The sequence below is a fragment of the Micromonospora sp. PRAS1 genome, assembly GCF_059553435.1.
The window spans coordinates 75,753-101,348 of record NZ_JCANNB010000016.1; the positions used below are offsets into that span (position 1 = coordinate 75,753).

Consider the following 25,596-nt stretch of genomic DNA (forward strand, 5'->3'; position numbering starts at 1 on the left):
CGCGGTCCGTGCGAGAGACGCAGAGGTTTTATCCGTGGGATCCATCGCCAACCCCGAAGGCATCACCAACCCGCCGATCGACGAGCTCCTGGAGAAGACCACGTCGAAGTACGCGCTGGTCATCTTCGCCGCCAAGCGCGCGCGTCAGGTCAACGCCTACTACAGCCAGCTCGGCGAGGGTCTGCTCGAATACGTCGGCCCCCTGGTCGAGACCACCCCCCAGGAGAAGCCGCTCTCCATCGCGATGCGCGAGATCAACGCGGGACTGCTCACCGCCGAGCCGACCGACCAGCCGTAACCTCCGCGCCTCGATGAGCGCCCGGATCATCCTCGGCGTCGGTGGCGGGATCGCCGCCTACAAGGCGTGCGAGCTGCTGCGCCTGTTCACCGAGTCAGGTCATTCGGTGCGGGTCGTGCCGACCGCTGCCGCGCTGCGGTTCGTCGGCGCGCCGACCTGGGCGGCGCTCTCCGGCCAGCCGGTCGCCGAGGACGTCTGGTCCGACGTGCACGAGGTGCCGCACGTACGCCTCGGCCAGCAGGCCGACCTGGTGGTGGTCGCGCCCGCCACCGCCGACCTGCTGGCCAGGGCCGCCCAGGGCCTAGCCGACGACCTGCTCACCAACACGCTGCTCACCGCCCGCTGTCCGGTGCTGCTGGCACCGGCCATGCACACCGAGATGTGGGAGCACCCGGCCACCGTCGCCAACGTCGCGACGCTGCGGGCCCGGGGCGTCCGGGTGATCGAGCCCGCGGTGGGCCGGCTCACCGGCGCCGACACCGGTAAGGGCCGGCTGCCCGACCCGACGGAGATCTTCGCGGTGGCCCGGCGGACGCTGGTCCGCGGTGCCGATGCGCCGGCCGACCTGACCGGCCGGCACGTGGTGGTCACCGCGGGGGGCACCCGGGAGCCGCTGGATCCGGTGCGGTTCCTCGGTAACCGTTCCTCGGGCAAGCAGGGCTACGCGTTCGCCCGGTCCGCCGTGGCTCGTGGTGCCCGGGTCACGTTGATCTCGGCGAACGTGGCGTTGCCGGATCCGGCCGGGGTGGATCTGATCCGGGTGGGCAGCACCGCCGAGCTGCGCGAGGCGACGCTTAAGGCGGCGGTCGACGCCGACGCGGTGGTGATGGCGGCGGCTCCGGCCGATTTCCGCCCGGCGACCTACTCACCTGGCAAAATCAAGAAGTCGGACGACGACGCAGCACCCCGGATCGACCTCGTGACCAACCCGGACATCGCCGCCGAGTTGGGCCAGCGCCGACGGCCGGAGCAGGTGCTCGTGGTGTTCGCCGCCGAGACCGGCGACGCGGAGGCCAACGGGCGGGCCAAACTCAGCCGCAAACGGGCCGACCTCATCGTGATCAACGAGGTCGGCCTGAACAAGGTTTTCGGCGCCGAGACCAACGCGGCCACCGTCATCGGTGCCGACGGTTCGGTCACCCGGATGTCCGAACGAGCCAAGGAGGAGCTGGCCGACGGCGTGTGGGACCTGGTGGTCGCCCGATTGGCGGATGCCGCTTCCTGACCGCTGGACTGGTGGACAACCGTCAACCGCTACTGACGGCGGGTGACTACACTGCCGCAGAACGATATCCAAATCCTTAGGAGTGCCGTGACACGCCGCCTCTTCACGTCCGAATCGGTCACGGAAGGCCACCCGGACAAGATCGCCGACCAGATCAGTGACGGCATCCTCGACGCCCTGCTCAGCCAGGACCCGCACAGCCGGGTGGCCGTCGAGACCCTGATCACCACCGGTCAGGTTCACGTTGCCGGCGAGGTGACCACCAAGGCGTACGCCGACATCCCGACGATCGTCCGGGAGACCATCCTCGGCATCGGTTACGACTCGTCGAAGAAGGGCTTCGACGGCGCATCGTGTGGCGTCAGCGTCTCCATCGGCTCCCAGTCGCCGGACATCGCCCAGGGCGTCGACAACGCCTTCGAGCTGCGTACCGGCGCGTCCGAGAGCGCCCTGGACGCGCAGGGCGCCGGTGACCAGGGCATGATGTTCGGCTTCGCCTGCTCGGAGACGCCCGAACTGATGCCGCTGCCGATCGCGCTCGCGCACCGGTTGGCCCGCCGGCTGGCGGCGGTCCGCAAGGACGGCACTGTGCCGTACCTGCGACCCGACGGCAAGACCCAGGTCACCATCGAATACGACGGGCTGCGGCCGGTGCGACTCAACACGGTCGTCGTCTCCAGCCAGCACGCCGCGGACATCTCGCTGGAGTCGCTGCTCACGCCGGACGTGCGCGACCACGTCATCGCGCCCGAGCTGGAGAGCCTCGGCCTGGACACCGAGGGGTACCGGCTGCTGGTCAACCCGACCGGCCGGTTCGAGATCGGCGGCCCGATGGGTGACGCCGGCCTGACCGGGCGCAAGATCATTGTGGACACCTACGGGGGCTACGCCCGGCACGGTGGCGGCGCCTTCTCCGGCAAGGACCCGTCCAAGGTCGACCGCTCCGCCGCGTACGCCATGCGCTGGGTGGCCAAGAACGTGGTCGCCGCCGGCCTGGCCGAGCGCTGCGAGGTGCAGGTCGCGTACGCGATCGGCAAGGCGCACCCGGTCAGCCTCTTCATCGAGACGTTCGGCACCGAGACCGTGCCGGTCGCCTCGATCGAGAAGGCGGTCAACGAGATCTTCGATCTGCGTCCGGCCGCCATCATCCGGGACCTGCACCTGCTGCGTCCGATCTACGCGCAGACCGCCGCGTACGGCCACTTCGGCCGGGAACTGGCGGATCTGAGCTGGGAGAACACCGACCGGGCCGCCGACCTCAAGTCGGCCGCAGGAGCCTGACCGGCAGCAGGCGAGACGACCGGCGGCCCGCGGACGGGTCGCCGGTCGCTCGTGTCTGCGTCGATGTGCCGCTGGCTCACCTGGATCGCCCGTTCGACTATCTGGTCCCGCAGACGCTGGCGGCCGACGCGCTGCCCGGCGTGCGGGTGAAGGTGCGCTTCGCCGGTCAACTCGTCGACGGCTGGCTGCTGGACCGCGCCGAGCACTCCGACCACCCCCGGCTGGCGTACCTGGAGAAGCTGGTCTCGCCGGTGCCGGTGCTGGCGCCCGAGGTGGCCCGGCTGGCCCGGGCCGTCGCCGACCGTTACGCCGGCAAGTTGGCCGACGTCCTGCGCCTCGCCGTCCCGCCCCGGCACGCCCGGGTCGAGAAGGAGATGACCGCCCAGGGCGCCGCCACCCCGGCCGAAGCGCCGGAAGCCGGCGACGTAGCGCAGCCCGGCGCAGCGCAGCCCGGCGCAGCGCCGGAGCCGGGCGGCTGGCGGGACTATCCGGCCGGGCCGGCGCTGCTGCGCGCGCTCGCCGAGGGCCGCGCACCCCGGGCCGTCTGGTCGGCGTTGCCGGGGGAGGACTGGGCGGCCCGCTACGCCACTGCGGTCGCCGCCACCGTGGCCGCCGGCCGGGGCGCCCTGGTGGTGGTCGCCGACGGGCGGGACCTGGACCGGCTCGACGCGGCGCTGACCGCGACGCTCGGACCGGACCGGCACGTCTGCCTCTCCGCCGCGCTCGGGCCGGCGCGGCGCTACCGTGCCTTCCTCACCGCCCGCCAGTCCGCCGCGCCGGTGGTGATCGGCACCCGGGCGGCCATGTTCGCTCCGGTGGCCCGGCTCGGCCTGGTGGCCATCTGGGATGACGGCGACGACCTGCACGCCGAGCCCCGGGCCCCGTATCCGCACGCCCGGGAGGTGCTGCTCACCCGGGCCCGGCTGGCAGAGGCCGCGGCGCTGGTCGGCGGCTACACCCGGACCGCCGAGGCACAGCTGCTGGTGGAGACCGGCTGGGCCCGCGAGGTGGTCGCGGACCGCACGGTGCTGCGCTCGCGTACGCCCGCTGTCGCGCCGACCGGCGACGACCCGCAGCTGGCCCGCGACCCGGCGGCGGCCACCGCCCGACTGCCCAGCCTGGCCTGGACCGCCGCCCGCGAGGCGTTGCGGGCAGAGCTGCCGGTCCTGGTCCAGGTGCCCCGGCGCGGCTACCTGCCCTCGGTGGCCTGCGCCGAGTGCCGCGCCCCGGCCCGCTGCCCGCACTGCGCCGGTCCACTGGCGTTGCCCTCGGCCGGCGGGGCGCCGGCCTGCCGCTGGTGTGGCCGGGTCGCCGCCGCGTACGCGTGCCCGCACTGCGGCGGGCGGCGGCTGCGGGCCTCGGTCGTCGGTGCCCGGCGGACCGCCGAGGAGTTGGGCCGGGCCTTTCCCGATGTGCCGGTACGCACCTCCGGGCGGGAGGAGGTGCTGGCGGCGGTGCCCGGCGGCGCCGGCCTGGTGATCGCGACCCCGGGTGCCGAACCGGTCGCCGCCGGTGGCTACGGCGCCGTGCTGCTGCTGGACACCTGGGCCCTGCTCACCCGGGCCGACCTGCGTGCCGGCGAGGAGGCGCTGCGCCGGTGGACGGCCGCCGCCGCGCTGGCCCGACCGGCCGCCGCCGGTGGCCGGGTGGTGGTGGTGGCCGACGGCGCACTCGCGCCGGTGCAGGCGCTGCTGCGCTGGGACGCGCCCTGGTTCGCGGCCCGGGAGTTGGCCGAGCGGCGGGAGTTGGGCTTCCCGCCGGCGGTGCGGATGGCAAGCGTCACCGGCCTGCCCGCGGCCGTTGCGGACCTGCTGGCCCAGGCGCGGCTGCCCGACGGGGCGGAGGTGCTCGGCCCGGTACCGGCCGACGGTGAGCGGGAGCGGATGCTGGTCCGGGTGCCCCGGGCCCGGGCGGCGGTGCTGGCCGAGGCGTTGCACGCGGCGGCCGGGGTGCGCAGCGCCCGCAAGGCGGCGGACCCGGTCCGCCTCCAGATCGACCCGCTCGCGCTCTTCTGACCGGCAGGTCACCCCGGGTGGCGCTCGGGGCGGCCACGGGTGAGGGTGGTAGCATCGCCCGTCATGCCGACGACGGCGGGACCACGTCGGTCCGGCGCGATAACGATCTTAATCAGCCGGCGATCAGGGGTGTACCAGTCGTGACCGTTCGTCAGTCCATCGTCTTCAACGGTGACCTCGGCAGCGGCAAGAGCACCGTCTCGGTGGTGATCGCCGAGCGGCTCGGGCTGCGCCGGGTAAGCGTCGGCGATCTCTACCGGCAGATGGCTCAGGAGCGGCAGATGACCGCGCTCCAGCTGAACCTGCACGCCGAGCTGGACCAGGCCGTCGACGGCTACGTCGACCAGCTCCAGCGGGACATCGCCGCCTCCGGCGAGAGCCTGGTCATGGATTCCCGGCTGGCCTGGCACTTCTTCACCGACGCGCTCAAGGTGCACATGATCACCGAGCCGGCTGAGGCGGCCCGGCGGGTGCTGCTGCGTCCCTCGGGACCGGCCGAGAGCTACACCTCGCTGGAGGAGGCGAAGGCCAGGCTCCGGGAGCGCAGCGAGAGCGAGCGCGGCCGGTTCCTGGTCCGCTACGGCGTGGACAAGGCGCTACTGCGCAACTACGACCTGATCTGCGACACCACCCGGGCCCCGGCCGACGAGGTGATCGAGCGGATCATCGACGCGTACGAAGGGCGCCTCGCTCCCGAGGTGCTGCATGGCGCGCCGCCGCTGCTGCTGCTCGACCCGGCCCGGGTCTACCCGACCGAGGACGTCGCGGGGCTGCGCGGGCTCTGGGAGTCGACAGTCGCCGAAGAGGTCGCGGCGGCCGGTGAGACGGGCCTGGAGCCGCTGGAGATCGGCTACACCGGTGAGTACTTCTTCGTGGTCAACGGGCACCGCCGGCTCAGCGCCGCCCTGCGTAACGGGTTCCGGCTGGTGCCCGGCCGGCTGGTCGCCGAGGTCGACGAGCCGGTGGTCGGCGACACGAGCGCCATCGACTACTTCGCCGCGCAGGCGCGGCCCAGCCTGATCCACGACTGGGAGGCGGCCCACGACATCCGCCTGCCGCTGCCGGAGCACGCCCTGCTCGGCGGCGACGCGGTGCTGGCCGGGGAGTCGGGCAGCGCCGGCTGAGCGCTCGCGGGCATGATGGAGCCTTCGGTACGACGGAGAGGCCATCATGGACGCCGCCGAGGCATTCGCATCGCTCATGTCGCCCGAGGGGCGCGTCGACCCGTACCCGACGTACGAGCGGCTGCGCGCCCACGGCCCGGTGGTCCAGGCCGGTCCGGACCTCTACGCGGTCACCGGTTATGCGGAGATCGACGAACTTCTCCGGGACACCCGGATCCGGGTGCTCGACGACCATCTCCGCGACGACCTGCTGCCGGAGTGGCGGAACAGCCCCGCCTTGTCGTCGATCGCCCGGTCGATGCTGCGTACCAACCCGCCCGACCACAGCCGGATGCGGCGGTTGGCCGCCGGCGCCTTCACCCCGCGCCGGATCGGGGCCATGCGTGAGGTGGTGGCGGCGCAGGCCGGCGAGCTGATCGAGGAGATGGCGGCGGCCGGCCGGGACGGGACGCCCATCGACTTCATGGCCGAGTTCGCCTACCCGCTGCCGGTCGGGGTGATCTGCGCGCTGCTCGGCGTGCCGGCTACCGACCGCCCGCTGTTCCGCCGTTGGGCGGCCGACCTCACCGGCGTCCTGGAGCCGGAGATCACACCGGCCGAGCTGGCGGTGGCGGACGCGGGCGCCACGCAACTGCGCGACTACTTCACCGAACTGGTGGCGGCCCGCCGACGGCGTCCGGCCGACGACCTGACCAGCGCGCTGGTGCAGGCGCACGACGCCGAGGACCGGCTCTCCGGTGAGGAGCTGCTGGCCAACCTGGTGATCCTGCTCGTGGCGGGCTTCGAGACCACCACCAATCTGCTCGGCAACGGCCTGGCGGTGCTGCTGGCACATCCCGGGGCCGCCGAAGGGCTGCGCCGGCACCCGGAGCACGCCCCGGCCTACGTCGACGAGCTGCTGCGCTACGACTCGCCGGTGCAGCTGACCACCCGTACCAGCGGCGAGGCGGTCCGGATAGGCGGCGTCGAGCTGCCCGCGGACAGCTGGCTCCTGCTGCTGCTCGGCGCGGCCAACCGGGACCCCCGGCGCTATCCGGAGCCCGATCGCTTCGACCCGTGGCGGGCCGTGCTGAGCCCGCTCTCCTTCGGCGCGGGGCCGCACTACTGCCTCGGCGCCGGGCTGGCCCGACTGGAGGCGCAGGTCGCCTTCCCGCTGCTGCTGCGCCGGCTGCCCGAGCTGGCCCCGGCCGGTGCGTCCCGCCGCCGGATCCGGTTGACCCTGCGTGGCTACGACAACCTGCCGGTAACCGTGGGTGAGCCGGCGCCGGCCGCCGATCATGGTGCGCCGGCCGGGACGGTCCCGGGCACTCCGTAGACTGGTACGGCACTCGTCGTCCCGCCGTTAAGGAGCCAACCCGCGTGACCGTCCAGCCCATCCGTCTGTTCGGGGATCCGGTGCTGCGCACGCCGGCTGATCCGGTGGTCGACTTCGACGCCGAGCTACGCAAGCTCATCACCGACCTGACCGACACCATGCGTGAGCAGAACGGCGCCGGCCTCGCCGCTCCGCAGCTCGGCGTGGGCCTGCGGGTGTTCACGTTCCACGTCGACGACGTGCTCGGTCACCTGGTGAATCCGGTCCTGGAGTTCCCCGACGAGGAGGAGCAGGACGGCCCGGAGGGCTGCCTCTCCATTCCTGGGCTGTACTTCGACACCAAGCGCCGGCAGAACGTGGTGGCCAAGGGCTTCACCGGCCACGGCGACCCGGTGCAGATCGTCGGCACCGGGTTGCTGGCGCGCTGCGTGCAGCACGAGACCGACCACCTCGACGGGGTGCTCTTCATCGACCGGCTGGACCCGGCCGGCCGCAAGGAGGCGATGAAGGCGATCCGCCAGGCCGAGTGGTACGACGTCGCCGCACCGCCCACGGTCAAGCTGAGTCCGCACGGTGCCGGCAGTCCCTTCGGCCTGGGGCGGTGACCCGGATGCGTGTGATCTTCGCCGGCACGCCTGCCGTCGCCGTTCCCGCACTCGCCGCCGTGGCCGCCTCCCGGCACGAGCTGGTGGCCGTGGTCACCCGGCCGGACGCCCCCGCCGGGCGCGGCCGTGGCCTGGTCCGCTCGCCGGTCGGCGCCTGGGCCGACGAGCGCGGCATCGAAGTGCTGACCCCGGCCCGCCCGCGCGAGCCCGAGTTCCTGGACCGGCTGCGTGAGCTGGCACCGGACTGTGTCCCGGTGGTGGCCTACGGCGCGCTGGTGCCGCCGGTGGCGCTGGCGATTCCCCGGCACGGCTGGGTGAACCTGCACTTCTCGCTGCTGCCCGCCTGGCGTGGCGCGGCACCCGTGCAGCACGCCGTGCTGCACGGCGACGAGCTGACCGGGGCCAGCGTCTTCCAACTGGAGGAGGGGCTGGACACCGGGCCGGTCTACGGCACGCTCACCGACGAGATCCGGCCTGGCGACACCTCCGGTGACCTGCTGGAGCGGTTGGCGCACAGCGGCGCCGGGCTGCTGGTGGCGGTGCTGGACGCGCTTGCCGACGGCACCGCCCGGGCCGAGCCGCAGCCCGCCGACGGGGTCTCGCTGGCACCGAAGCTGACCGTGGAGGACGCCCGGGTCCGCTGGTCCGACCCTGCCTTCGCGGTGGACCGGCGGATCCGCGCCTGCACCCCGGCGCCCGGCCCGTGGACCACCTTCCGGGGCGAGCGGGTGAAGCTGGGTACGGTCACCCCGGCCCCCGACGGCCCCGACCTGAAGCCCGGTGAGCTGCTTGTGGAGAAGGCGCGGGTGCTGGCCGGCACGGCCACCGTGCCGGTCCGGCTCGGCGAGGTGCGGGCGGCGGGCAAGCGGGCCATGCCGGCGACCGACTGGGCGCGCGGTGCCCGGGTCAGCGCTGGGGAGGAGTTCGCGTGAGGGACACCGCTCCGCGCCGGGGGACGGACCGACGGGGACCGCGCGTCGCGCGGCCGGCGGTGGACCGGCCACGGCATGCCGCGTACGAGGCGGTCGCGGCGGTCAACCGCGATGACGCGTACGCCAACCTGGTGTTGCCGGCGATCCTGCGCGATGCGGGGCTGACCGGCCGGGACGCCGCCTTCGCCACCGAGCTGACCTACGGCACCCTGCGTCGCCTCGGCACCCTGGACGCGATCCTCACCTCGGCCGCCGGCCGGGACGTGCAACGGATCGACCCGCCGGTACGCGATGCGCTGCGGCTCGGCGCGTACCAGCTGCTGCACACCCGGGTGCCGGCGCACGCGGCGGTCTCCTCGACCGTCGACCTGGTCCGGACGGTCGGCCCGGGAGCCACCGGGTTCGCCAACGCGGTGCTGCGTGAGGTCGCCGAGCGCGACGCCGACGAGTGGGTGTCGCGGCTGGCACCGCCGCTGGAGACCGACCCGATCGGTCACCTCGCCCTGGCCTACAGCCATCCACAGTGGATCGTCCGGGCGTTCTCCGAGGCGCTCGGCGGCGACCTCGGTGAGACCACCCGGCTGCTGATCGAGGACAACGAACGTCCGCCGGTGCACCTGTGCGCCCGGCCCGGCCTCGCCGATCCGGTCGAGTTGGCCGAGCAGGCCGGTGGCGCGCCGGGTGCCTTCTCGCCGTACGCCGTCTATCTCGACGGTGGTGCCCCGGGTGAGCTGGCGGCGGTGGCCGACGGGCGGGCCCACGTCCAGGACGAGGGCTCCCAACTGGTCGCGACCGCCCTGGCCGAGGCGCCGGTGGACGGCCCGGACGGTCGCTGGCTCGACCTCTGTGCCGGGCCCGGTGGCAAGTCGGGGTTGCTCGGTGCCATCGCCGCGCAGCGCGGTGCCCGGTTGACCGCGGTGGAGGTGGCCGAACATCGGGCCCGGCTGGTCGAGAAGGCGACCCAGGGCCTGCCGGTCACCGTGCTGCACACCGACGGCCGGCTGGTCGGCAGCGAGGCGAAGCTGCCGGAGGAGCACTTCGACCGGGTGCTTGTCGACGCGCCCTGCACCGGGCTGGGCTCGCTGCGCCGCCGGCCCGAGTCGCGTTGGCGGCGTCAGCCGTCGGACCTGCCGGCCCTGACCCGGTTGCAGCGCGAGTTGCTCGCGGCCGGTCTGCGTGCGGTCCGGCCCGGCGGTGTGGTGGCCTATGTGACCTGTTCGCCGCACACCGTGGAGACCCACGTGTCGGTGACCGAGGCGGCCCGCCGCAGCGGCACGTCGGTGGACTTCGTGGACGCCCGGCCGTTGCTGCCGGCGGGCATGCCCGGGCTCGGTGACGGTCCGACGGTGCAACTCTGGCCGCACCGGCACGGCACCGACGCCATGTTCCTCGCCCTGCTGCGCCGCACCTGAGCCATCGGTCGGGCAGGACGGCTTCGATCCGGCTCGTGGTGGATCTGGTGCGGTCGCAGCGCGACGCCATCTACCTGTCGTTCTGCTCCTGCCCGGAGCGGTGCAGGAGGTCGATCAACTCTGCCGCCACCTGCTCCGGTTCGGACAGGCAGCGCCAGGCGGGCACCCGGCGGACAGGTGTGGAACCAGGTGTGACGTCGAGTCGGGCGAGCACGCGACGCAGTTTTCGGCCGTCGGGGTCGCCCATCGGATCGTCGACGACGACGGCCAGTTCGACGTTCCCGTGCCCCACCACAAAGTCGACAGCCTGCCCGGCGACCACGACGTCGCGTCGCACGGTGAGATCGGTGCTCCGCAGGGCAAGGTGCAATCGATCCGCTGGCGCGGTCACGGCATCCGGTGGGGCGTCGGCGACATCTTTGACCAACGCCAAGGCGGTCAGCAGGCCGCGTTGACCGGACCACCACGACCGATCGCCGACCACGACGAGCTGGGATTTTGCCCGGGTGATGGCGACATTCCACAGGTTGGTCTGGTGTACCAGCCAGCCCCGGGTGCGGTCCGGAATGCCGTGCGCCCCGACCGGAGAGACGACCATAATGTCTCGTTCGCTGCCCTGAAACTTGTGGATCGTCGCGCAGAGCAGGTTGTCAGTGAGGCCCGCGTTGGCCAGGGCCGCGGCCAGGCGACGCTGGTGCGCGGCAAGCGGCGTGACTACCCCGATCGAGGCATCGGGGTACGCGGCCCGCAGGTCTGCCACCTCGGCGACGACCGCGTCGATCTCGATCTGGTTGAAGCCGGACCCGGTTGCGCCACGGCTGAACTGTCCGGGCACGTCGCGCCAACGCACTGCGGGCTCGGCCGCAGCCGCCAACCGGTTTGGATCTGTCAGTACGGTGAGTCGACCCTGATAGACCTCCCGGTTCGGCACTTCCACGATCTCCGGGTGGCACCGGTAGTGCTCGTCGAGGAGATGCGCCGTGCCTGCGGCGGTGGCGAACGCGTCGTACGCGGAATGGGCCGTATAGGTCAGCCGGCGGCTGGTGAGCCATCCGGTACTCAGTTCCGCACGGGCGCGTTCGGCGACGTCGTCGCTCTCCGGCAGGTCCACGACGGGAGCGAGCTGACGAGGGTCGCCGATGAGCAGGGCACGCTTGGCGCGGTAGAGCATGGGCAGGATCGCGGGAATCGTGCACTGTGCCGCCTCGTCGATCACCACGAGGTCGTACATCGCAGGGCTTCTCTTCAATCGCCGGGCGGACAGCGCGGTCACGGCCCAGCCCGGCAGCACTCGGAGCAACTCCGGGAAGTAGGCCCAGCTGTCCGACTGCGGCTTGGCCATCTCATCGGCCCGGTCCTGGAGCAGTCGCGCTCCCGTAGCCACCCGCCGGGCGATCTGGGCCCGCAGCAGATCGATGCTGAGCGCGGGCCGTTCGGTGCCGATCAGGTCGACCAGTCGCCGCCAGGAAACCTCAGCGTCGGGCAGTCCAGCGAGGCTCCGCTGGCACTCCCGCCACCGCAGTTCGAACACCGCCCGTTCGGCGAGCTCCTTGACGGCATCCCGGTCCGCAACCTGATACGACCGCAGCCGCCACCGGTACCACCAACCGAACCATCTGCTGGCGAGGGCTCGATCGGTCAGCTGGACGAGGCGCGCCAGCGCCGTGTCGTCGGTGGGCAGCGGTGCCGCGCTGATGCCGGAGTCGACTGCCCGCTCGACGGCCAGGTCTGCGAGGTCACGTTCGAGTAGTCGCCGCTTGTCCAGTGCCGTACGGAGGCCAGCGGCCTCTTCACCCAGGAGTCGCAGCTCATGCAGGGGTGTCCGGTCCTCCGGCGTGGTGGGCCGTTCCGCCGGTGGATACGCCGCCAGGATGTCGGCGAGGTGCTTCGGTTCCTGCATACGGTGGTCCTTGTTGCCCGTACGCAGCAGCAGGCCCGGGCCGATCAGGTCGGTCACCCGGTCGAGCACCGAGTCGACGGCCTGGTTGCTGGTGGAGCCGATCAGCACGCTCTGGCCTGCGGCGGTGGCGGTGGCCAGCAGGGCAGTGACGAGTTGACTCTTTCCAGTGCCCGGCGGCCCCTGGGCCACGGTCAACGGCTGTGACATCGCCGCTTGGATGATCTCTTCCTGCGCCTCGTTCGTCGCGCTCATCGCCACCGTGGTGACCTTTGCCGCAGCTGCCTCGTCCGGGCGGGCCGCCAGCGCGGCCAGCGCGGTCCGCTCGATGAGCCGAGGGTTTTTGATCATGCCTCGTAGGTCGTCGACGAGCTGCCGCTGCGGCGACTCGGCGGCGTCGACGGCGTACAGGATCGCGGCGTTCTGCACCCCGTTCACCGGCCCCGGCCGGATGGTGCCGCCGAGCCTGGCCGGGTCCAACTCCGTCACCGGGCTCAACCCGAACGTCTTGACGAGCACGTCGACGGTGGCGGCGAGGGAGGCGGGATCACCCGGCGCGAATGCCTGTTCGACGCGGAGCAGCAGTTCGTCGGCTTCCACCTCGGAGAGCTGGAACAGGTCAACGAGCGCGGCGCTGGGCCGGGGCGGAAAGGAGGCGTGCAGGACGGCGTCCTCGCCGACGGTGACATCACAGACCAGCAGCGGCGCAAGCCGGGGTTGCTTCTGTCGAGCCGGTCGAACCGCGACGACGGGATAGCCGTACTGGATCTCCCTGCCGTCGGCGCGTGCCCGCGCGGCGAGTTTCGCCGCCCCACCGCCGAGCTGGACGGGCGTTTCCGAGGTGAAGACGGCCTCGGGCCCCGGTGGTGCCGCGACGTATGTCCCGCTTGCCTGCGGGTCGATGAACGACTGGAGCACTGTCGACCGCTGCATGCAGTTGATGTAGTAGGTCACCAGCCGACGCCACTGGTCCGCATCGAACGGCGCCTCGTCCGCCGGACTCGCCGTGACGACCGTGACCTGTTGTGCCGCAGCGACGGAACCCGGGGCCGTCACCAGCCGGATCGGCTCGGTGACGCCCTCGCTCGACTCCACCGGCGTGTGCTGGCGACGCCGGGCCATCTCGGTCGGCGCGTACCGGGAAAGGTCGTTTGTGGTGATCCACCCATCGTCGGAAGACCCCTCGGCCGCACCGCGCAGACCATCAAGCAGCACCTCGGTGAAGACCGAGGGACGCTCCGATCCCTGCGCCTTCGACGCCTTCTGGTGCGTGCTGGAGGTCAGGATGAAGGTGCCACGCTGCCGTTTGAGGCGGCGTGGCTCTTCCCGTACACCGCCCCGGAACCGGTGCCGGGCCGTGAACGCACCGGAGAAACAGCAATCGAGGAGGACGACCTTCTGGCTGGCCTTGGAGTCGTTGAGCAGGTGACGCAGCATGCCGTCGGTGTCGAAGGCGGTCGCGTGCAACTGCCCGCTGACCGTGTCGGTCGCCGCGAGGAACAACGACTGACCGTCACCGTGCAGCACCCCGTGACCCGAGTAGTAGAGCAGGGCCAGGTCGCCGGTGCGCCGTACCCCGTAGAACTCTTCGACGATCTGCCGTAGGCGCGCCGACGGCAGATCAAGTTCGGCACGTACGCTGTCGAACTCGCCAGCGCTGTCCAGCAGCGCCTTGAGCTGCGCAACGTCCTGCCGTACCGAGGGCAGCGGCGCAAGCGCTGGGTCGACGTGGCAGGTGGCTGTGCCGAGCAGCAGGGCGTGCCGGCCCATCAGGGACGGGACCGTTCGATCGCGGCCTGCACCGTCCTGATCAGTTCGTCGGTCTGTGTGTGGGTGGGCTGGTCGATGGTCAGCTCGATGTCACCGACCCGCAGCTGCACCCGGCGGCCGGTGTGGCGTTGCAGGAAGGCCAGGACAACGTCGACAAACGCCTGTACGTAGCCGGGCTCGGTGCCCGCCAGCACGGTGACGACGCCGAGCGCCAGCTCTGCGACACCCTTGGCATCCGGGTCGGCAGCGCGTTCGATGCGCTGCACCTCGCCGACCTCGCGGAGGTCATCCGCCAGCTCGTCGGTCAGCTCGCCGAGGACGAACTCGTCATCATCGGCGAGCGGCGTGAAGGCGATCCGGATGCGGACGCGGGACATCCAACCTCCTGACTGTGCGGCGCGAACCAACCTACGGAAAAGGCGCCATCGACATCCACTTCTGTCAGCTTGCCGATCGAAAGTCCGTTTGCTGACAGGTCCCCTCGCTCCTGTGTGGATCGTGGGTGTTCCGAACTGTCCGATCCCGGGGCGGTGTCGGAAGTTTTTCATGCTGACTGACCGATCAGACGAACGCGGTGCGGTTTGCTGGGCGATATCTTGCCTCGGCGACCTGATCAGGTGATCTGTAGAGCCAGGAATGGGAGAGTCATGGACACGACCGAGACCGACGCAGGCGAGAGCAGCGAGGGTCCGGCCAATGCGGTGGTTCGCTACTTCCAGGACCTGACCGTGCGGGTCATCAGAGATGGCGTGGGTCCGATAACCGGGTCGATTCCCTACGCGGTGGACCGCCTCGGCAAGGCCACCACGGACGTGGGTGGCCCGATCATCGATTCCGACGGCGTGCTGCTGCGTGACCACGCGAGCGAAGCGGCGATCGAACGGGTGATCGACCGATTGATCATGGAGGCGGTGGCGGCGTCTTCGACCAATGGGTTCGTCACCGGTCTGGGTGGTTTCCTGACCATGCCCATCACGATTCCCGCGAACATCGCAGGGTCACTAGTGATCAACGCGCGACTCGTCGGGGCGATCGCCTATCTTCGGGGCTACGACATCTCGGACCCGCACGTCCAAACCTTCGTCACTCTCACCACGGCAGGCGGGACGCTGGCGAGCACCCTCCACGGGGTTGGCGTCAAGATCGGGACGAAGTTGACTGCGCAAATGATCAAGGCGATCCCGATCGCCGTCATTCGGAAGATCAACGCGCGGGTCGGCTTCATGCTTCTCGCCAAGTACGGGACGCAGCGGTCCGCCGTCACCCTGGCCAAGGGCATCCCGCTTGCGGGGGGCATCGTCGGAGCCGGAGTGGATGCCGCTCTCACCGCTCTGGTTGGTCGCGCGGCCAAGGCCAACTTTCCGGCATCCATCTGATGCTGACTCCAACGCCGGTGCGTCGGACTGGCAGAGCGAGTGCATGCGGCCTGGCCGCATATGCATCGGGGACGACAACTAACGTGCCGACTCGTCCTTGAGGCCGGTCAGGAAGTCAAGCTTGACCTTCCCATGATCCGAACATATGTTCGAATCGTGCTGCCCTTCGAGCAACCTGATCAGCGACACCGGCCGGGATGGCCGAGCCGGGATGGCAGGCCAGGGCGTACGATCGTGCGCATGGACACGGCGACGATCGAACGGGCTGCCCTGGTCGCCCTGCTTCGCCGCCCGCAGACGAGTTGGTCGGAGATGGCCCTGGAGATCCAGGAGAACGGCAGCGCGAAGGACGTCCTCGAACGCGCAGTTGGCCACTCCGACACGCTTTTCCCGGACCTGGAATCGACCGCCGACCTGATCGACAGTGCCACCGACGAGATAGCCGGCTGGCAAGCGGAGGGGATCGGCGTTCACGCCTTCTTCGACGCCACCTATCCGGCTCAGCTCCTCGGTATCCGGGAGATGCCTCCACTCCTGTTCAGCCGCGGCAGCCTCCAGGTGCATGACCGAGCAGTGGCGGTTGTCGGCAGCCGTAAGGCGAGCACCGACGGCCTACGGATCGCCCAGGCGGTTGCCACCACCCTGGCGAGGCGTGGGGTGACCGTGGTCAGCGGGCTCGCCAGCGGCATCGACACCGCCGCACACACCGCAGCCCTGGAGGCGGGCGGACGCACGGTCGCGGTCATCGGCACCGGGATCCGCCGGTACTACCCGGCAGAAAACCGACGTCTGCAGGACCATATCTCCGATGTCGGTCTGCTGATCTCTCAGTTTTGGCCGGATGCTCCGCCGAGCCGGCAGAGCTTTCCCATGCGCAATGCCGTCATGAGCGGGTACGCAGTCGCGACCGTCGTCATCGAAGCTGGTGAAACGAGCGGAGCGCGGATTCAGGCCAGGCTCGCCCTTCAACACGGCCGCCCCGTGGTTCTGACCAGCCAGGTCATGCGGTGCGGCTGGGCCAGGGCGTTCGCTGAGAATCCCGGCGTCTATGTCGTCAACGGCACTGCGGAGCTGGTGGAGGCCATCGACGACATCCTCAGCTACCAGCCCACTGAAGCCGGCCTGGAGAACTTCCCTGACTTCGCCCTCCGCTGACCAGCGCTGGACCATCATCCGCCGGTACATCGAGGTCCAGCGCGGCTATCTCCGCAACCCGCTACCGGCGTACTCCTGGGTCTGCCCCACCTGCCGTGGGGTTCGAGGCGAGGGCTACGCGCTCTGTTTCCGCTGCCAGTCCCACCTGAGTCGATCGGGCGGGGTGCTCGCGGACCTCGTACTGCCGATCTCTTACTCGCCGCGCACCTGGCAGCACCATCACAACCTCCGGACCTACAAGGGCGCAGCCCGCTCCGAGCAGGCTCGGCGAAACCTGCTCGCCCTCCTCCTGTTCTTCCTGCGCGACCACCTTGCCTGCGTGGCGGCCCGCACCGGCGCACGGCCAACGCATGTGATCACCGTCCCCAGCACCCGAAACAGCACCAGCACGCATCCACTCACCGAGCTTGTCGGCGATCGGCTCGGCCTGCCCTGGATCGCCAGCGCGGTCAATCCGAGCTATGGGCCAGACGACCACGACTTTCACGCCGACTGGTTCACTCCAGCCCTGCCTCCGGCGAGCGCCCCGATCCACGCACTCATCCTTGAGGACACCTGGACAACGGGCGCCCGCGTGCAGTCACTCGCCTTCGCTCTCAAGGTCGCAGGCGCCACCACCGTGGCCGCGATCACTCTCGGCCGTCATGTGGATTCGACATACCCGCCGGCCAAGCGGCTGATGAACGCCATTGCCAGCCCACTGTTCGACACCACTCGATGCGCAGTTGACGCCGGCTGACGAGCTGGGCTCCGACGTGGCCGACGGAGAGCTGCTGAAGCAGATGCGCCGGAGCGGCCTGCCGACAGCAAGGTCGCGCTGACCAGCAGCGCCGACCTCACTAACCGGGCGAGTAGGCGGCGGCTCGCCCGCGCCACACGGTGCTGATCGCCGATCGGGTTGTCAGGCAGCGGCAGCATGCGACACGCCGGTCAGGCCACGGGTAGTCCCTGCGGGCCGACGCCGCGCATCGAACCGGTGAGCTTGCGGTCGTCGCTCCACAGGATGCAGCGCACCCCACGGTCGCCCTCCTCCCATTCCCGCTGCGACGGCGGGTAGAAGATGGAGCCGGCGCGGTAGGGCAGGTCGGCGTTGTTTGGTACGTCGGCGTAGGCGGCGATCAGTTCCATGCAGCGCTTGTGCGCCTGGCCGGCGGAGTTGGTGAACTCCTCCCAGGTCATGTCCTCTTCGACGTACACGCCGACGAACTCGGCGCCGTGTGGCTCGGTGCAGAGCACCGGGGCCATGTAGTTCAGGCTGTTGCCGATGAGCTTCGGGTCGAAGCAGCGGTGCACAAGTGGCGAGTCGCCGATCAGCGCCCCGCGTAGGCTGCCGGTGCGGTTCACCGGTCGGGTGTTGTCGATGCTGTCGGTCTCGCTCAGGTCGCAGCGGAACCAGCGGGCACCGCCGTTCCACGCCGATACCGAGGGTAGGGCGATGTTGAGCGTCAGCCGGGCGGTGTGCCAGTCCCCGCCGAGCACCAACCGGGCCCGCTGGTCGCACTCGGCGCGGGCCGTACGCAGCGCGGCCGAACCCGGCTCGGGTCGCGGACCCTCCGCCGCCGACCCGGCGAACGTGCCGACGTGCACCGTCTCGGCCAGATGGTTGCGGGCGCAGTCCACGGTCTCGTAGGTGCTCGCCTGCACGATCGCGGTGACCCGGGGCAGGCAGGCGTCGGTGGCCGGTACGAACATCGTAGGCGCGCGTAGCGCAGGCCAGTCGTTTGTGAGATCACCGTCCGTTCCGCTCGGCCGTACGCAGCCGCCCAGCAGGAGCACCGTCACGCCGGCCAGCGCCAGCGCCGCGAGCCACCGTCGCATCGTTCGCCCTTTCCGAGAGCCGCCGCCCGGATGTCGGCTCCCGCGCCCAACGGCGTGCACGATACCGCCACCGTCCCCGATGGAGTGTTGCCGCCATCCGGCCGTCCGGCCAGTCGGGATGGCGGGCCGTGCCGTTCCGAAAGACCGAAGGGGCCTATTCTGTACCACCGGTCACCTTCGGGTTACGGGGTGTCTCGATTGGTGCCGTGCCGCCGACGGCTGCTGGCCGCGTTCGTACACTGGCCCTGTGACCGTACCGCCGCCGATCGTCGCGCCAAGCATCCTCGCCGCCGATTTCGCCCGCCTCGCCGAAGAGGTCCGTGCCGTCGAGGCCGCCGCGGACTGGTTGCACGTCGATGTGATGGACAACCACTTCGTGCCGAACCTGACCATCGGGCTGCCGGTGGTGCAGAGCCTGCGGGCCGCCACCGAGCTGCCCTTCGACGTGCACCTGATGATCAACGATCCGCGCCGCTGGGCGCCCGGGTACGCGGACGCCGGTGCGTACAACGTGACCTTCCACGCCGAGGCCTGCGACGACCCGGTGTCGCTTGCCAAGGACCTGCGCGCGGCGGGCGCCAAGGCGGGGCTGGCGATCGACCGGGACACTCCGATCGAGCCGTACCTCGACCTGCTGCCGAGCTTCGACACGCTGCTGATCATGACGATCAAGGCCGGCTTCGGCGGGCAGCGGTTCATCCCGGAGCTGCTGGAGAAGGTCCGCACCGCGCGTCGGCACGTCGATAGCGGCCACCTCGAACTTCGCATCGAGGTCGACGGCGGGATCGCCGCCGACACCATCGAGCAGGCGGCCGCGGCCGGTGCCGACGCCTTCGTCGCCGGCACCGCCGTCTACGGCGCCGACGACCCGGCCGAGGCGGTACGCCGGCTGCGCGGGCTGGCGGAGCGCGCGGCTGCCGGGGCCTGACGTGGAGCCCGCAGGCGACCGCAAGGACGTGATCCTCGTCGTCGACGACGACGAGGACATCGCCCGCTTCGTCGAGTTCAACCTGCGGCTGCACGGCTTCGAAGTGGTCATCGCCTCCGACGGCCAGGAGGCGCTCGAGGTGATCGAGCGGCAGCGGCCCGACCTGGCCGTGGTCGACCTGATGATGCCCCGGATCGACGGGCTGGAGCTGACCCGGCGGCTGCGGGCCGACCCGATGACCGCCGCGCTACCGGTGATCATGTTGACCGCGAAGGGGATGACCCAGGACAAGGTCAACGGGCTCAGCGCCGGTGCCGACGACTACCTGGTCAAGCCCTTCGACACCCTGGAGTTGCTGGCCCGGGTGACCTCCACCCTGCGGCGCAACAAGGAGTTCCGCGAGGTCTCCCCGCTTACCGGCCTGCCGGGCAACAGCCGCATCCGCCGGGAGATCGCCGACCGGGTCCGCAGCGGGACCGACTACGCGGTCGGCTACATCGACATCGACCGGTTCAAGAGCGTCAACGACCGGTACGGCTTCGTCCGGGGCGACGACTTCATCTCCGCGTTGGCGCGCACCCTGCACCGGGCGGTGGTCTCGGTGGCGCTGCCGCCGGCTTTCCTCGGCCATGTGGGTGGCGACGACTTCGTCTTCGTCTGCACCCCGGAGCAGGTCCTACCGCTCACCTCCCGGGTGTCGGCCGACTTCGAGAAGGCCGCGGACGCGCTCTACGATCCCACTGACCGGGAGCGTGGTTACGTCGAGCTGAAGGACCGGCGCGGCAACATCCGCCGGGCCGCGCTGGTCACCCTCTCCATCGGGGTCTCCGTCTCCGACGCCGACAAACGCATCGCCAGCCCGCTGGAGGCGATGACGATCGCCTCCGAGATGAAGACGGTGGCCAAGAGCCAACCCGGCTCGTACGTGGCGGTGGACCGGCGTCGCGGCGTCGGTGACCCGAACCACCGTCATGTGAAGTAGCTCGCCCGGGTGGCCCAACCCCCCGGTCGGCGTGTAAAACTTTCCCTCAGTACCCACCACGCGCTGGCGGGACTCGGTGTAATTCCGAACCGGCGGTGATCCACGGCCCGACCGTGGTAAGCCCGCGACCCGGGAGCGGTTCGTCCGCCCGGTGGACCTGGTGAGAATCCGGGGCCGACGGTTGGGTGCGGCCCCAGACCGCGCCCAGACAGTCCGGATGGGAGACAGCGCGCGGGACGGAAGGGTCGTGCGGCTCGCCGGGTTTCGGCGTGTTTGCACCGCTCACCGGGTCGGCTCTGCCGTACCTGGACTCCGCCTGCCGTCCACCTCCCGCCCCGCCTGCGCGAGCCGAGCGAGAGGGCAGGGCCAGGCGATGGCGAGCGTCTCCGTCGACGAGGCGATGCGGCGCGCGATCGAACTCGCGGCGCGCGGGCTCGGCACGACCAGTCCCAACCCCGTCGTCGGCTGTGTGCTGCTCGACGCCGACGGCGAGGTGGTCGGCGAGGGTTTCCACGCGTACGCCGGGGGGCCACACGCCGAGATCGTCGCGCTTGCCCAGGCCGGTCACCGCGCCAAGGGCGGCACCGCCGTGGTCACCCTGGAACCCTGTGACCACACCGGCCGCACCGGCCCCTGCAGCCTCGCCCTGGTGCAGGCGGGCGTGGCCCGCGTCGTGATCGCCGTACCCGACCCCAACCCGGTCGCCACCGGTGGCGCCGCGACCCTGCGCGCCGCCGGGGTCCGGGTCGACGTGGGGGTACGCGGCACCGAGGCGGAGAACGGCAATGTGGCCTGGCTGACCGCGATGCGCCGTGGCTGGCCGTACGTGATCTGGAAGTACGCGGCGACGCTGGACGGGCGTTCGGCGGCGGCCGACGGCACCAGCATGTGGATCACCTCCGAGGCGGCCCGGATGGACGTGCACGCGTTGCGCGCGACAGTGGACGCGGTGGTGGTCGGCGTCGGCACGGTGCTCGCCGACGATCCCCGGCTCACCGTGCGCAACCTGCGCGACGGCAGCCTGGCCATCCGGCAGCCGCTGCGGGTGGTGGTCGACTCGGCCGGGCGTACCCCCCTCGACGCCCAGGTCCGCGACGGTGCTGCCCGCACCTGGATCGCCACCACGGCGGAGGTGGGCGCCGGAGCGGACGGCGGGGTCGACCTGCCCGCGCTGCTGGCGGCCCTGCACGGCCGGGGGGTACGGGCCGTGCTGCTGGAGGGCGGCCCCCGGCTGGCCGGGGCGTTCCTCGCCGCCGGCCTGGTCGACCGGGTCGTCGGCTATCTCGCGCCCCGGCTGCTCGGCGCCGGGCCCGCCGCGCTTGTCGACGCGGGCGTGAGCACCATCGCGGAGGCCATCGACCTGGAGATCACCGACGTTACGCAGATCGGTCCGGATCTGCGGATCACCGCGTTTCCCCGCAAGAGGGAGGGCTAGGCATGTTCACCGGCATCGTCGAGGAACTGGGTGAGGTCGTCGGGGTCACCCCGACGGCGGAGGACTCGGCCCGGGTGGCGGTCCGTGGCCCGCTGGTCGCCTCCGACGCCCGGCACGGCGACTCGATCGCGGTCAACGGCGTCTGTCTGACCGTGGTCGACGTCGACGGCGGGGTGTTCACCGCCGACGTGATGGGCGAGACGCTGCGCCGGTCGGCGCTGGGTGCGCTGCGCGCCGGGGAGCCGGTCAACCTGGAACGGGCCGCCGCGCTCGGCAGCCGCCTCGGCGGTCACCTGGTGCAGGGGCACGTCGACGGGGTCGGCGAGGTGCTCTCGCGCGAGCCGGCGCCGCGCTGGGAGACCGTCCGGTTCCGGTTGCCCGCCGCCCTGGCCCGGTACGTGGTGGAGAAGGGCTCGATCACCGTGGACGGGGTCTCGTTGACCGTGGCCGAGGTCGGCACCGACTGGTTCACGGTCGGTCTGATCCCCACCACGCTCTCGCTCACCACGCTGGGCAGCCGGGCGGTGGGCGACCCGGTCAACCTGGAGGCCGACGTGCTGGCCAAGTACGTCGAGCGACTGCTCGGCACCCGCGCAGAGGCTGGCACCGCCCCGGCCGCCACCCTCGGCAGCGAAGCCGACGCCGTGCCCCCGGTCGGCCCGGCCGGCGGCGGCGGACCCGGGCCGGTGGCGTCATGACCGGCGCGCTCGGCTGGCTGCTCACCGCGGAGGTGCACCTGGCCGGCTCACCGGTGCTGGTGCGGGAGATCGTCGGCAACGTCTTCGGGCTCGGCTCGGCCCTGCTCGGCCTGCGTCGGCTGGTCTGGGCCTGGCCGCTGGGCATGATCGGCAACGCGCTGCTGTTCACCGTCTTCCTCGGCGGTGCCTTCGCCACCCCGCAGGCCCACGACCTGTACGGGCAGGCCGGTCGGCAGGTCTTCTTCTTCGCCGTCAGCCTCTACGGCTGGTGGCGCTGGTCGCGTACCCGCCGGCTCGGCACCGCCGCCGACGGTGCGGCGGTCACCCCCCGCTGGGCCACCGGCACCGAGCGGCTGGGGCTGCTCGCCGCCGCGGTGGTCGGCACCGCGGTGGCGTATCCGGTGCTGGCCGCGCTCGGCTCCTGGGGCCCGCTGCCCGACGCCTGGATCCTCACCGGCAGCCTGCTCGCCACGTACGGGATGGCCCGGGGCTGGGTGGACTTCTGGCTGATCTGGATCGCGGTGGACGCGGTCGGCGTACCGCTGCTGCTGCGGGGCGGCTTCTACCCGTCGGCGGCGATGTACCTCGGTTACGGCGCGTTCTGCGTCTGGGGCCTGGTCAGCTGGTGGCGGACCTCGCGGGCGACCCGCCCGGCACCCACCCCGAGCTACGCGGAGGCCGTGGCATGACAGGTTCCTTCGACAGCATCGAACAGGCGGTGGCGGAGATCGCCGCCGGCCGGCCCGTCGTCGTGGTCGACGACGCCGACCGGGAGAACGAGGGCGATCTGATCTTCGCCGCCGAGCTGGCCACGCCGGAGCTGCTGGCCTTCACCGTGCGGCACACCTCGGGCTTCATCTGCGTGCCGCTGCCCGAGGCCGAGTGCGACCGGCTCGATCTGCCGCCCATGCACCACACCAACCAGGACCGCCGGCAGACCGCGTACACGGTGACCGTGGACGCGCGGGAGGGGGTGAGCACCGGCATCTCCGCGGCCGACCGGGCGCACACCATCCGGCTGCTCGCCGATCCGGGTACCGGCCCGGCCGACCTGGCCCGCCCCGGGCACGTGGTGCCGCTGCGCGCCCGTCCGGGCGGGGTGCTGCGCCGGCCCGGGCACACCGAGGCGGCCGTCGACCTGACCCGGCTGGCCGGGCTGCGTCCGGCCGGCGTGCTCTGCGAGCTGGTGAACGACGACGGCACCATGATGCGCCTGCCGGACCTGGAGAAGTTCCGCGCGGAGCATTCGCTGACCCTGATCACCATCGCCGACCTGATCGCTTACCGGCGGCGTACCGAGAAGCAGGTCGAGCAGGTCGCGGACGCCCGGATGCCCACCGAGCACGGGGTGTTCCGGGCGTTGGGCTACCGCAGCGAGTTCGACTCGGCCGAGCACGTCGCGCTTGTGATGGGCGAACTCGGTGACGGCCGGGACGTGCTGGTACGGGTGCACTCGGAGTGCCTGACCGGCGACGTTTTCGCCTCGGTGCGGTGCGACTGCGGCCCCCAGCTCAACGCGGCGCTGGAGCGGGTAGCCCGGGAGGGCCGGGGCGTGGTGCTCTACGTACGCGGCCACGAGGGGCGGGGCATCGGGCTGCTGCACAAGCTGCGCGCGTACCAGTTGCAGGACCAGGGCCGCGACACGGTCGACGCGAACCTCGACCTCGGGCTGCCGGCCGACGCGCGCGACTACGGCACCGGCGCGCAGATCCTCTACGACCTGGGGGTGCGCTCGATGCGGCTGCTGACAAACAACCCGGCCAAGCGGGCCGGTTTGGAGGGCTACGGGCTCACCATCATCGGCCGGGAGGGCCTGCCGGTACGCCCGCACCCGGAGAACGTGCGTTATCTGCGTACCAAGCGGGACCGGATGGGGCACCTGTTGGACCAACTGGACGAGGCGACCGAGGCCCCGATGGGCCGTCCGGTCCCCGGTAACGAGATCGGAGCATAGGCGATGGCGGGTTTCGGTGAGCCGGGCACGGCCCCGGTCGACGCGGCCGGGATGACCGTGGGTGTGGTCGCCGCGCGCTGGCACGGCGAGCTGACCGACCACATGCTGGACCGGGCGGTGGCCGCCGCCCAGGCGTGCGGCGCGCGGACCGTGGTGGCCCGGGTGGCCGGCTCGGTCGAACTACCCGTGGTGGCGCAGGCCCTGGCCCGCCGCTGCGACGTGGTGGTCGCGCTCGGCGTGGTGGTACGCGGCGCCACCGCGCACTTCGACTACGTCTGCCGCTCGGTGACCGACGGCCTGACCCGCATCGCCCTCGACGAGGGCAAGCCGGTGGCCCACGGGGTGCTCACCGTCGACACCATCGAACAGGCCCGCGACCGGGCCGGCCTGCCCGACTCCACCGAGGACAAGGGCTGGGCCGCCACAGTCGCCGCCCTGGACGCCGCCCTCGCCATCCGCCAGGCCACCACCGCCGCCACCCCCCGCCTCGGCTTCGCCACCTAACCCCACCCCACCCCACCCCGTTCTCGCCCCGTTGATCATGAAGTTATTGCCATCGGCAAGCGCTTTCCCGGGCAATAACTTCATGATCAACGGGGGAGGGTGGGGGAGGGGTGGTTGGTGGGGTGTTAGAGGCGGCCGGCCTCGATGATCCGGGCCAGGAACTGGCGGGTACGCGGCTGGGTCGGCGCAGCGAACACCTGCTCCGGCGGCCCCGCCTCGACCACCCGCCCGGCGTCGAGGAAGTAGATCTGGTCGGCCACGTCGCGGGCGAAGGCCATCTCGTGGGTGGCCAGGAGCATGGTCATGCCCTCGGCCTTGAGGTCGCGGATCAGGGTGAGCACCTCGCCGACCAGTTCCGGGTCCAGCGCCGAGGTGACCTCGTCGAGCAGGAGCAGCCGGGGCGAGTTGGCCAGCGCCCGGACGATCGCCACCCGTTGCTGCTGGCCGCCGGAGAGCCGGTCCGGATACGCGTCCGCCTTGTCTGCCAGCCCGACCCGGTCGAGCAGTTCCCGCGCCTTCGCCTCGGCCTCGGCCCGCGATCTGCCGTGCACCCGGCGCGGGGCCAGGGTGACGTTGTCCAGCACGCTCAGGTGCGGGAAGAGGTTGTACGACTGGAAGACCAACCCGATGCGGCGACGTACCTGATCGGGATCGACGCCCGGCGCGGAGATCTCCTCGCCGTCCAGCTCGATGGTCCCGTCGTGCAGCTCCTCCAGCAGGTTGACGCAGCGCAGCAGCGTCGACTTGCCCGACCCGGAGGCCCCGATCAGCGCCACCACCTGGTGTTCGGCCACGGTCAGGTCGAGCCCGTCGAGCACGACCTGACCGCCGAACTCCTTGCGCAGCCCGCGACACCGCAGCACAACGTTCAT

Annotated in this window: 22 protein-coding genes, 1 pseudogene and 1 riboswitch; of the genes and pseudogenes, 19 read left to right on the forward strand and 4 right to left on the reverse strand. The window is 71.5% G+C overall.

Annotation, left to right across the window (positions count from 1 at the left end):
- The first annotated feature begins 34 nt into the window (after positions 1-34).
- From rpoZ to AC507J_RS17350, 9 genes and pseudogenes are all read left to right on the forward strand, one after another.
- Complete coding sequence (rpoZ, locus tag AC507J_RS17310) at positions 35-298, forward strand: DNA-directed RNA polymerase subunit omega (RefSeq protein WP_007075826.1); 264 nt, start codon at positions 35-37, stop codon at positions 296-298.
- Positions 299-308: 10 nt separating this feature from the next.
- A pseudogene (coaBC, locus tag AC507J_RS17315) lies at positions 309-1,523 on the forward strand (bifunctional phosphopantothenoylcysteine decarboxylase/phosphopantothenate--cysteine ligase CoaBC); the annotation flags it as partial.
- An 87-nt stretch (positions 1,524-1,610) separates the two neighbouring features.
- Positions 1,611-2,804 carry a methionine adenosyltransferase gene (metK, locus tag AC507J_RS17320; RefSeq protein WP_496290179.1) on the forward strand — a complete coding sequence of 398 codons (1,194 nt, stop codon included), beginning with the start codon at positions 1,611-1,613 and terminating at the stop codon, positions 2,802-2,804.
- A gap of 65 nt (positions 2,805-2,869) precedes the next feature.
- Positions 2,870-4,819, forward strand: a complete 1,950-nt coding sequence (locus AC507J_RS17325; RefSeq protein ID WP_496290180.1) for a primosomal protein N' — start codon at positions 2,870-2,872, stop codon at positions 4,817-4,819.
- Positions 4,820-4,959: 140 nt separating this feature from the next.
- A complete protein-coding gene (locus AC507J_RS17330) occupies positions 4,960-5,943 on the forward strand; it encodes an AAA family ATPase (protein WP_496290181.1) in 984 nt (327 codons plus the stop codon).
- A 46-nt stretch (positions 5,944-5,989) separates the two neighbouring features.
- Positions 5,990-7,258 carry a cytochrome P450 gene (locus AC507J_RS17335; protein WP_496290182.1) on the forward strand — a complete coding sequence of 423 codons (1,269 nt, stop codon included), beginning with the start codon at positions 5,990-5,992 and terminating at the stop codon, positions 7,256-7,258.
- Positions 7,259-7,302: 44 nt separating this feature from the next.
- Positions 7,303-7,863 (forward strand): peptide deformylase, encoded by a 561-nt coding sequence (gene def, locus AC507J_RS17340; protein WP_496290183.1) that lies wholly within the window; start codon positions 7,303-7,305, stop codon positions 7,861-7,863.
- Between the two features lie 5 nt (positions 7,864-7,868).
- Positions 7,869-8,795 carry a methionyl-tRNA formyltransferase gene (gene fmt, locus AC507J_RS17345; protein ID WP_496290184.1) on the forward strand — a complete coding sequence of 309 codons (927 nt, stop codon included), beginning with the start codon at positions 7,869-7,871 and terminating at the stop codon, positions 8,793-8,795.
- On the forward strand, positions 8,750-10,207 hold the full coding sequence (locus AC507J_RS17350; protein WP_496290260.1) for an RsmB/NOP family class I SAM-dependent RNA methyltransferase: 1,458 nt from the start codon (positions 8,750-8,752) through the stop codon (positions 10,205-10,207). The genes fmt and AC507J_RS17350 overlap by 46 nt, the downstream gene beginning before the upstream one ends.
- 70 nt (positions 10,208-10,277) lie before the next feature.
- On the opposite strand, the gene AC507J_RS17355 is transcribed toward AC507J_RS17350, so the two are convergent.
- Both AC507J_RS17355 and AC507J_RS17360 read right to left on the reverse strand, forming a co-directional pair.
- Positions 10,278-13,874 carry a caspase, EACC1-associated type gene (locus tag AC507J_RS17355; protein ID WP_496290185.1) on the reverse strand — a complete coding sequence of 1,199 codons (3,597 nt, stop codon included), beginning with the start codon at positions 13,872-13,874 and terminating at the stop codon, positions 10,278-10,280.
- The gene (locus tag AC507J_RS17360; RefSeq protein ID WP_496290186.1) at positions 13,874-14,251 is read right to left on the reverse strand and encodes a hypothetical protein; all 378 of its coding nucleotides are present in this window, start codon (positions 14,249-14,251) and stop codon (positions 13,874-13,876) included. The genes AC507J_RS17355 and AC507J_RS17360 overlap by 1 nt, the downstream gene beginning before the upstream one ends.
- A gap of 270 nt (positions 14,252-14,521) precedes the next feature.
- On the opposite strand from AC507J_RS17360, the gene AC507J_RS17365 reads away from it, so the two are divergent.
- The 3 genes from AC507J_RS17365 to AC507J_RS17375 all read left to right on the forward strand — a co-directional run bounded on the left by AC507J_RS17365 (position 14,522) and on the right by AC507J_RS17375 (position 17,144).
- A complete protein-coding gene (locus tag AC507J_RS17365; RefSeq protein WP_496290187.1) occupies positions 14,522-15,250 on the forward strand; it encodes an EcsC family protein in 729 nt (242 codons plus the stop codon).
- A gap of 240 nt (positions 15,251-15,490) precedes the next feature.
- Positions 15,491-16,405, forward strand: a complete 915-nt coding sequence (locus AC507J_RS17370; RefSeq protein WP_496290188.1) for a DNA-processing protein DprA — start codon at positions 15,491-15,493, stop codon at positions 16,403-16,405.
- A 163-nt stretch (positions 16,406-16,568) separates the two neighbouring features.
- The gene (locus AC507J_RS17375; RefSeq protein WP_496290189.1) at positions 16,569-17,144 is read left to right on the forward strand and encodes a hypothetical protein; all 576 of its coding nucleotides are present in this window, start codon (positions 16,569-16,571) and stop codon (positions 17,142-17,144) included.
- A gap of 191 nt (positions 17,145-17,335) precedes the next feature.
- Here the strand turns inward: AC507J_RS17375 and AC507J_RS17380 are convergent, their stop codons facing one another.
- Positions 17,336-18,223 (reverse strand): septum formation family protein, encoded by an 888-nt coding sequence (locus tag AC507J_RS17380; protein WP_496290190.1) that lies wholly within the window; start codon positions 18,221-18,223, stop codon positions 17,336-17,338.
- A gap of 247 nt (positions 18,224-18,470) precedes the next feature.
- Between AC507J_RS17380 and rpe the strand changes: the two genes are divergently transcribed.
- The 7 genes from rpe (at position 18,471) to ribH (ending at position 24,724) form a co-directional block, all read left to right on the forward strand.
- Complete coding sequence (rpe, locus tag AC507J_RS17385; protein ID WP_496290191.1) at positions 18,471-19,151, forward strand: ribulose-phosphate 3-epimerase; 681 nt, start codon at positions 18,471-18,473, stop codon at positions 19,149-19,151.
- A gap of 1 nt (position 19,152) precedes the next feature.
- Complete coding sequence (locus AC507J_RS17390; protein WP_496290192.1) at positions 19,153-20,133, forward strand: response regulator; 981 nt, start codon at positions 19,153-19,155, stop codon at positions 20,131-20,133.
- A gap of 58 nt (positions 20,134-20,191) precedes the next feature.
- Positions 20,192-20,366: riboswitch (FMN riboswitch) on the forward strand.
- A 140-nt stretch (positions 20,367-20,506) separates the two neighbouring features.
- Positions 20,507-21,568: a bifunctional diaminohydroxyphosphoribosylaminopyrimidine deaminase/5-amino-6-(5-phosphoribosylamino)uracil reductase RibD gene (gene ribD / locus AC507J_RS17395; RefSeq protein WP_496290193.1), complete on the forward strand. Its 1,062-nt coding sequence runs from the start codon at positions 20,507-20,509 to the stop codon at positions 21,566-21,568.
- Positions 21,569-21,570: 2 nt separating this feature from the next.
- The gene (locus tag AC507J_RS17400; protein WP_496290194.1) at positions 21,571-22,266 is read left to right on the forward strand and encodes a riboflavin synthase; all 696 of its coding nucleotides are present in this window, start codon (positions 21,571-21,573) and stop codon (positions 22,264-22,266) included.
- Positions 22,263-22,955, forward strand: coding sequence for a nicotinamide riboside transporter PnuC (gene pnuC / locus AC507J_RS17405; protein WP_496290195.1), 693 nt, complete (start codon positions 22,263-22,265; stop codon positions 22,953-22,955). The genes AC507J_RS17400 and pnuC overlap by 4 nt, the downstream gene beginning before the upstream one ends.
- Positions 22,952-24,220 (forward strand): bifunctional 3,4-dihydroxy-2-butanone-4-phosphate synthase/GTP cyclohydrolase II, encoded by a 1,269-nt coding sequence (locus AC507J_RS17410; protein ID WP_496290196.1) that lies wholly within the window; start codon positions 22,952-22,954, stop codon positions 24,218-24,220. The genes pnuC and AC507J_RS17410 overlap by 4 nt, the downstream gene beginning before the upstream one ends.
- Before the next feature lie 3 nt (positions 24,221-24,223).
- Positions 24,224-24,724 carry a 6,7-dimethyl-8-ribityllumazine synthase gene (gene ribH, locus AC507J_RS17415; RefSeq protein WP_496290197.1) on the forward strand — a complete coding sequence of 167 codons (501 nt, stop codon included), beginning with the start codon at positions 24,224-24,226 and terminating at the stop codon, positions 24,722-24,724.
- A gap of 125 nt (positions 24,725-24,849) precedes the next feature.
- Here ribH and AC507J_RS17420 read toward each other — a convergent pair whose 3' ends face one another.
- Positions 24,850-25,596, reverse strand: a complete 747-nt coding sequence (locus AC507J_RS17420) for an amino acid ABC transporter ATP-binding protein (protein WP_496290198.1) — start codon at positions 25,594-25,596, stop codon at positions 24,850-24,852.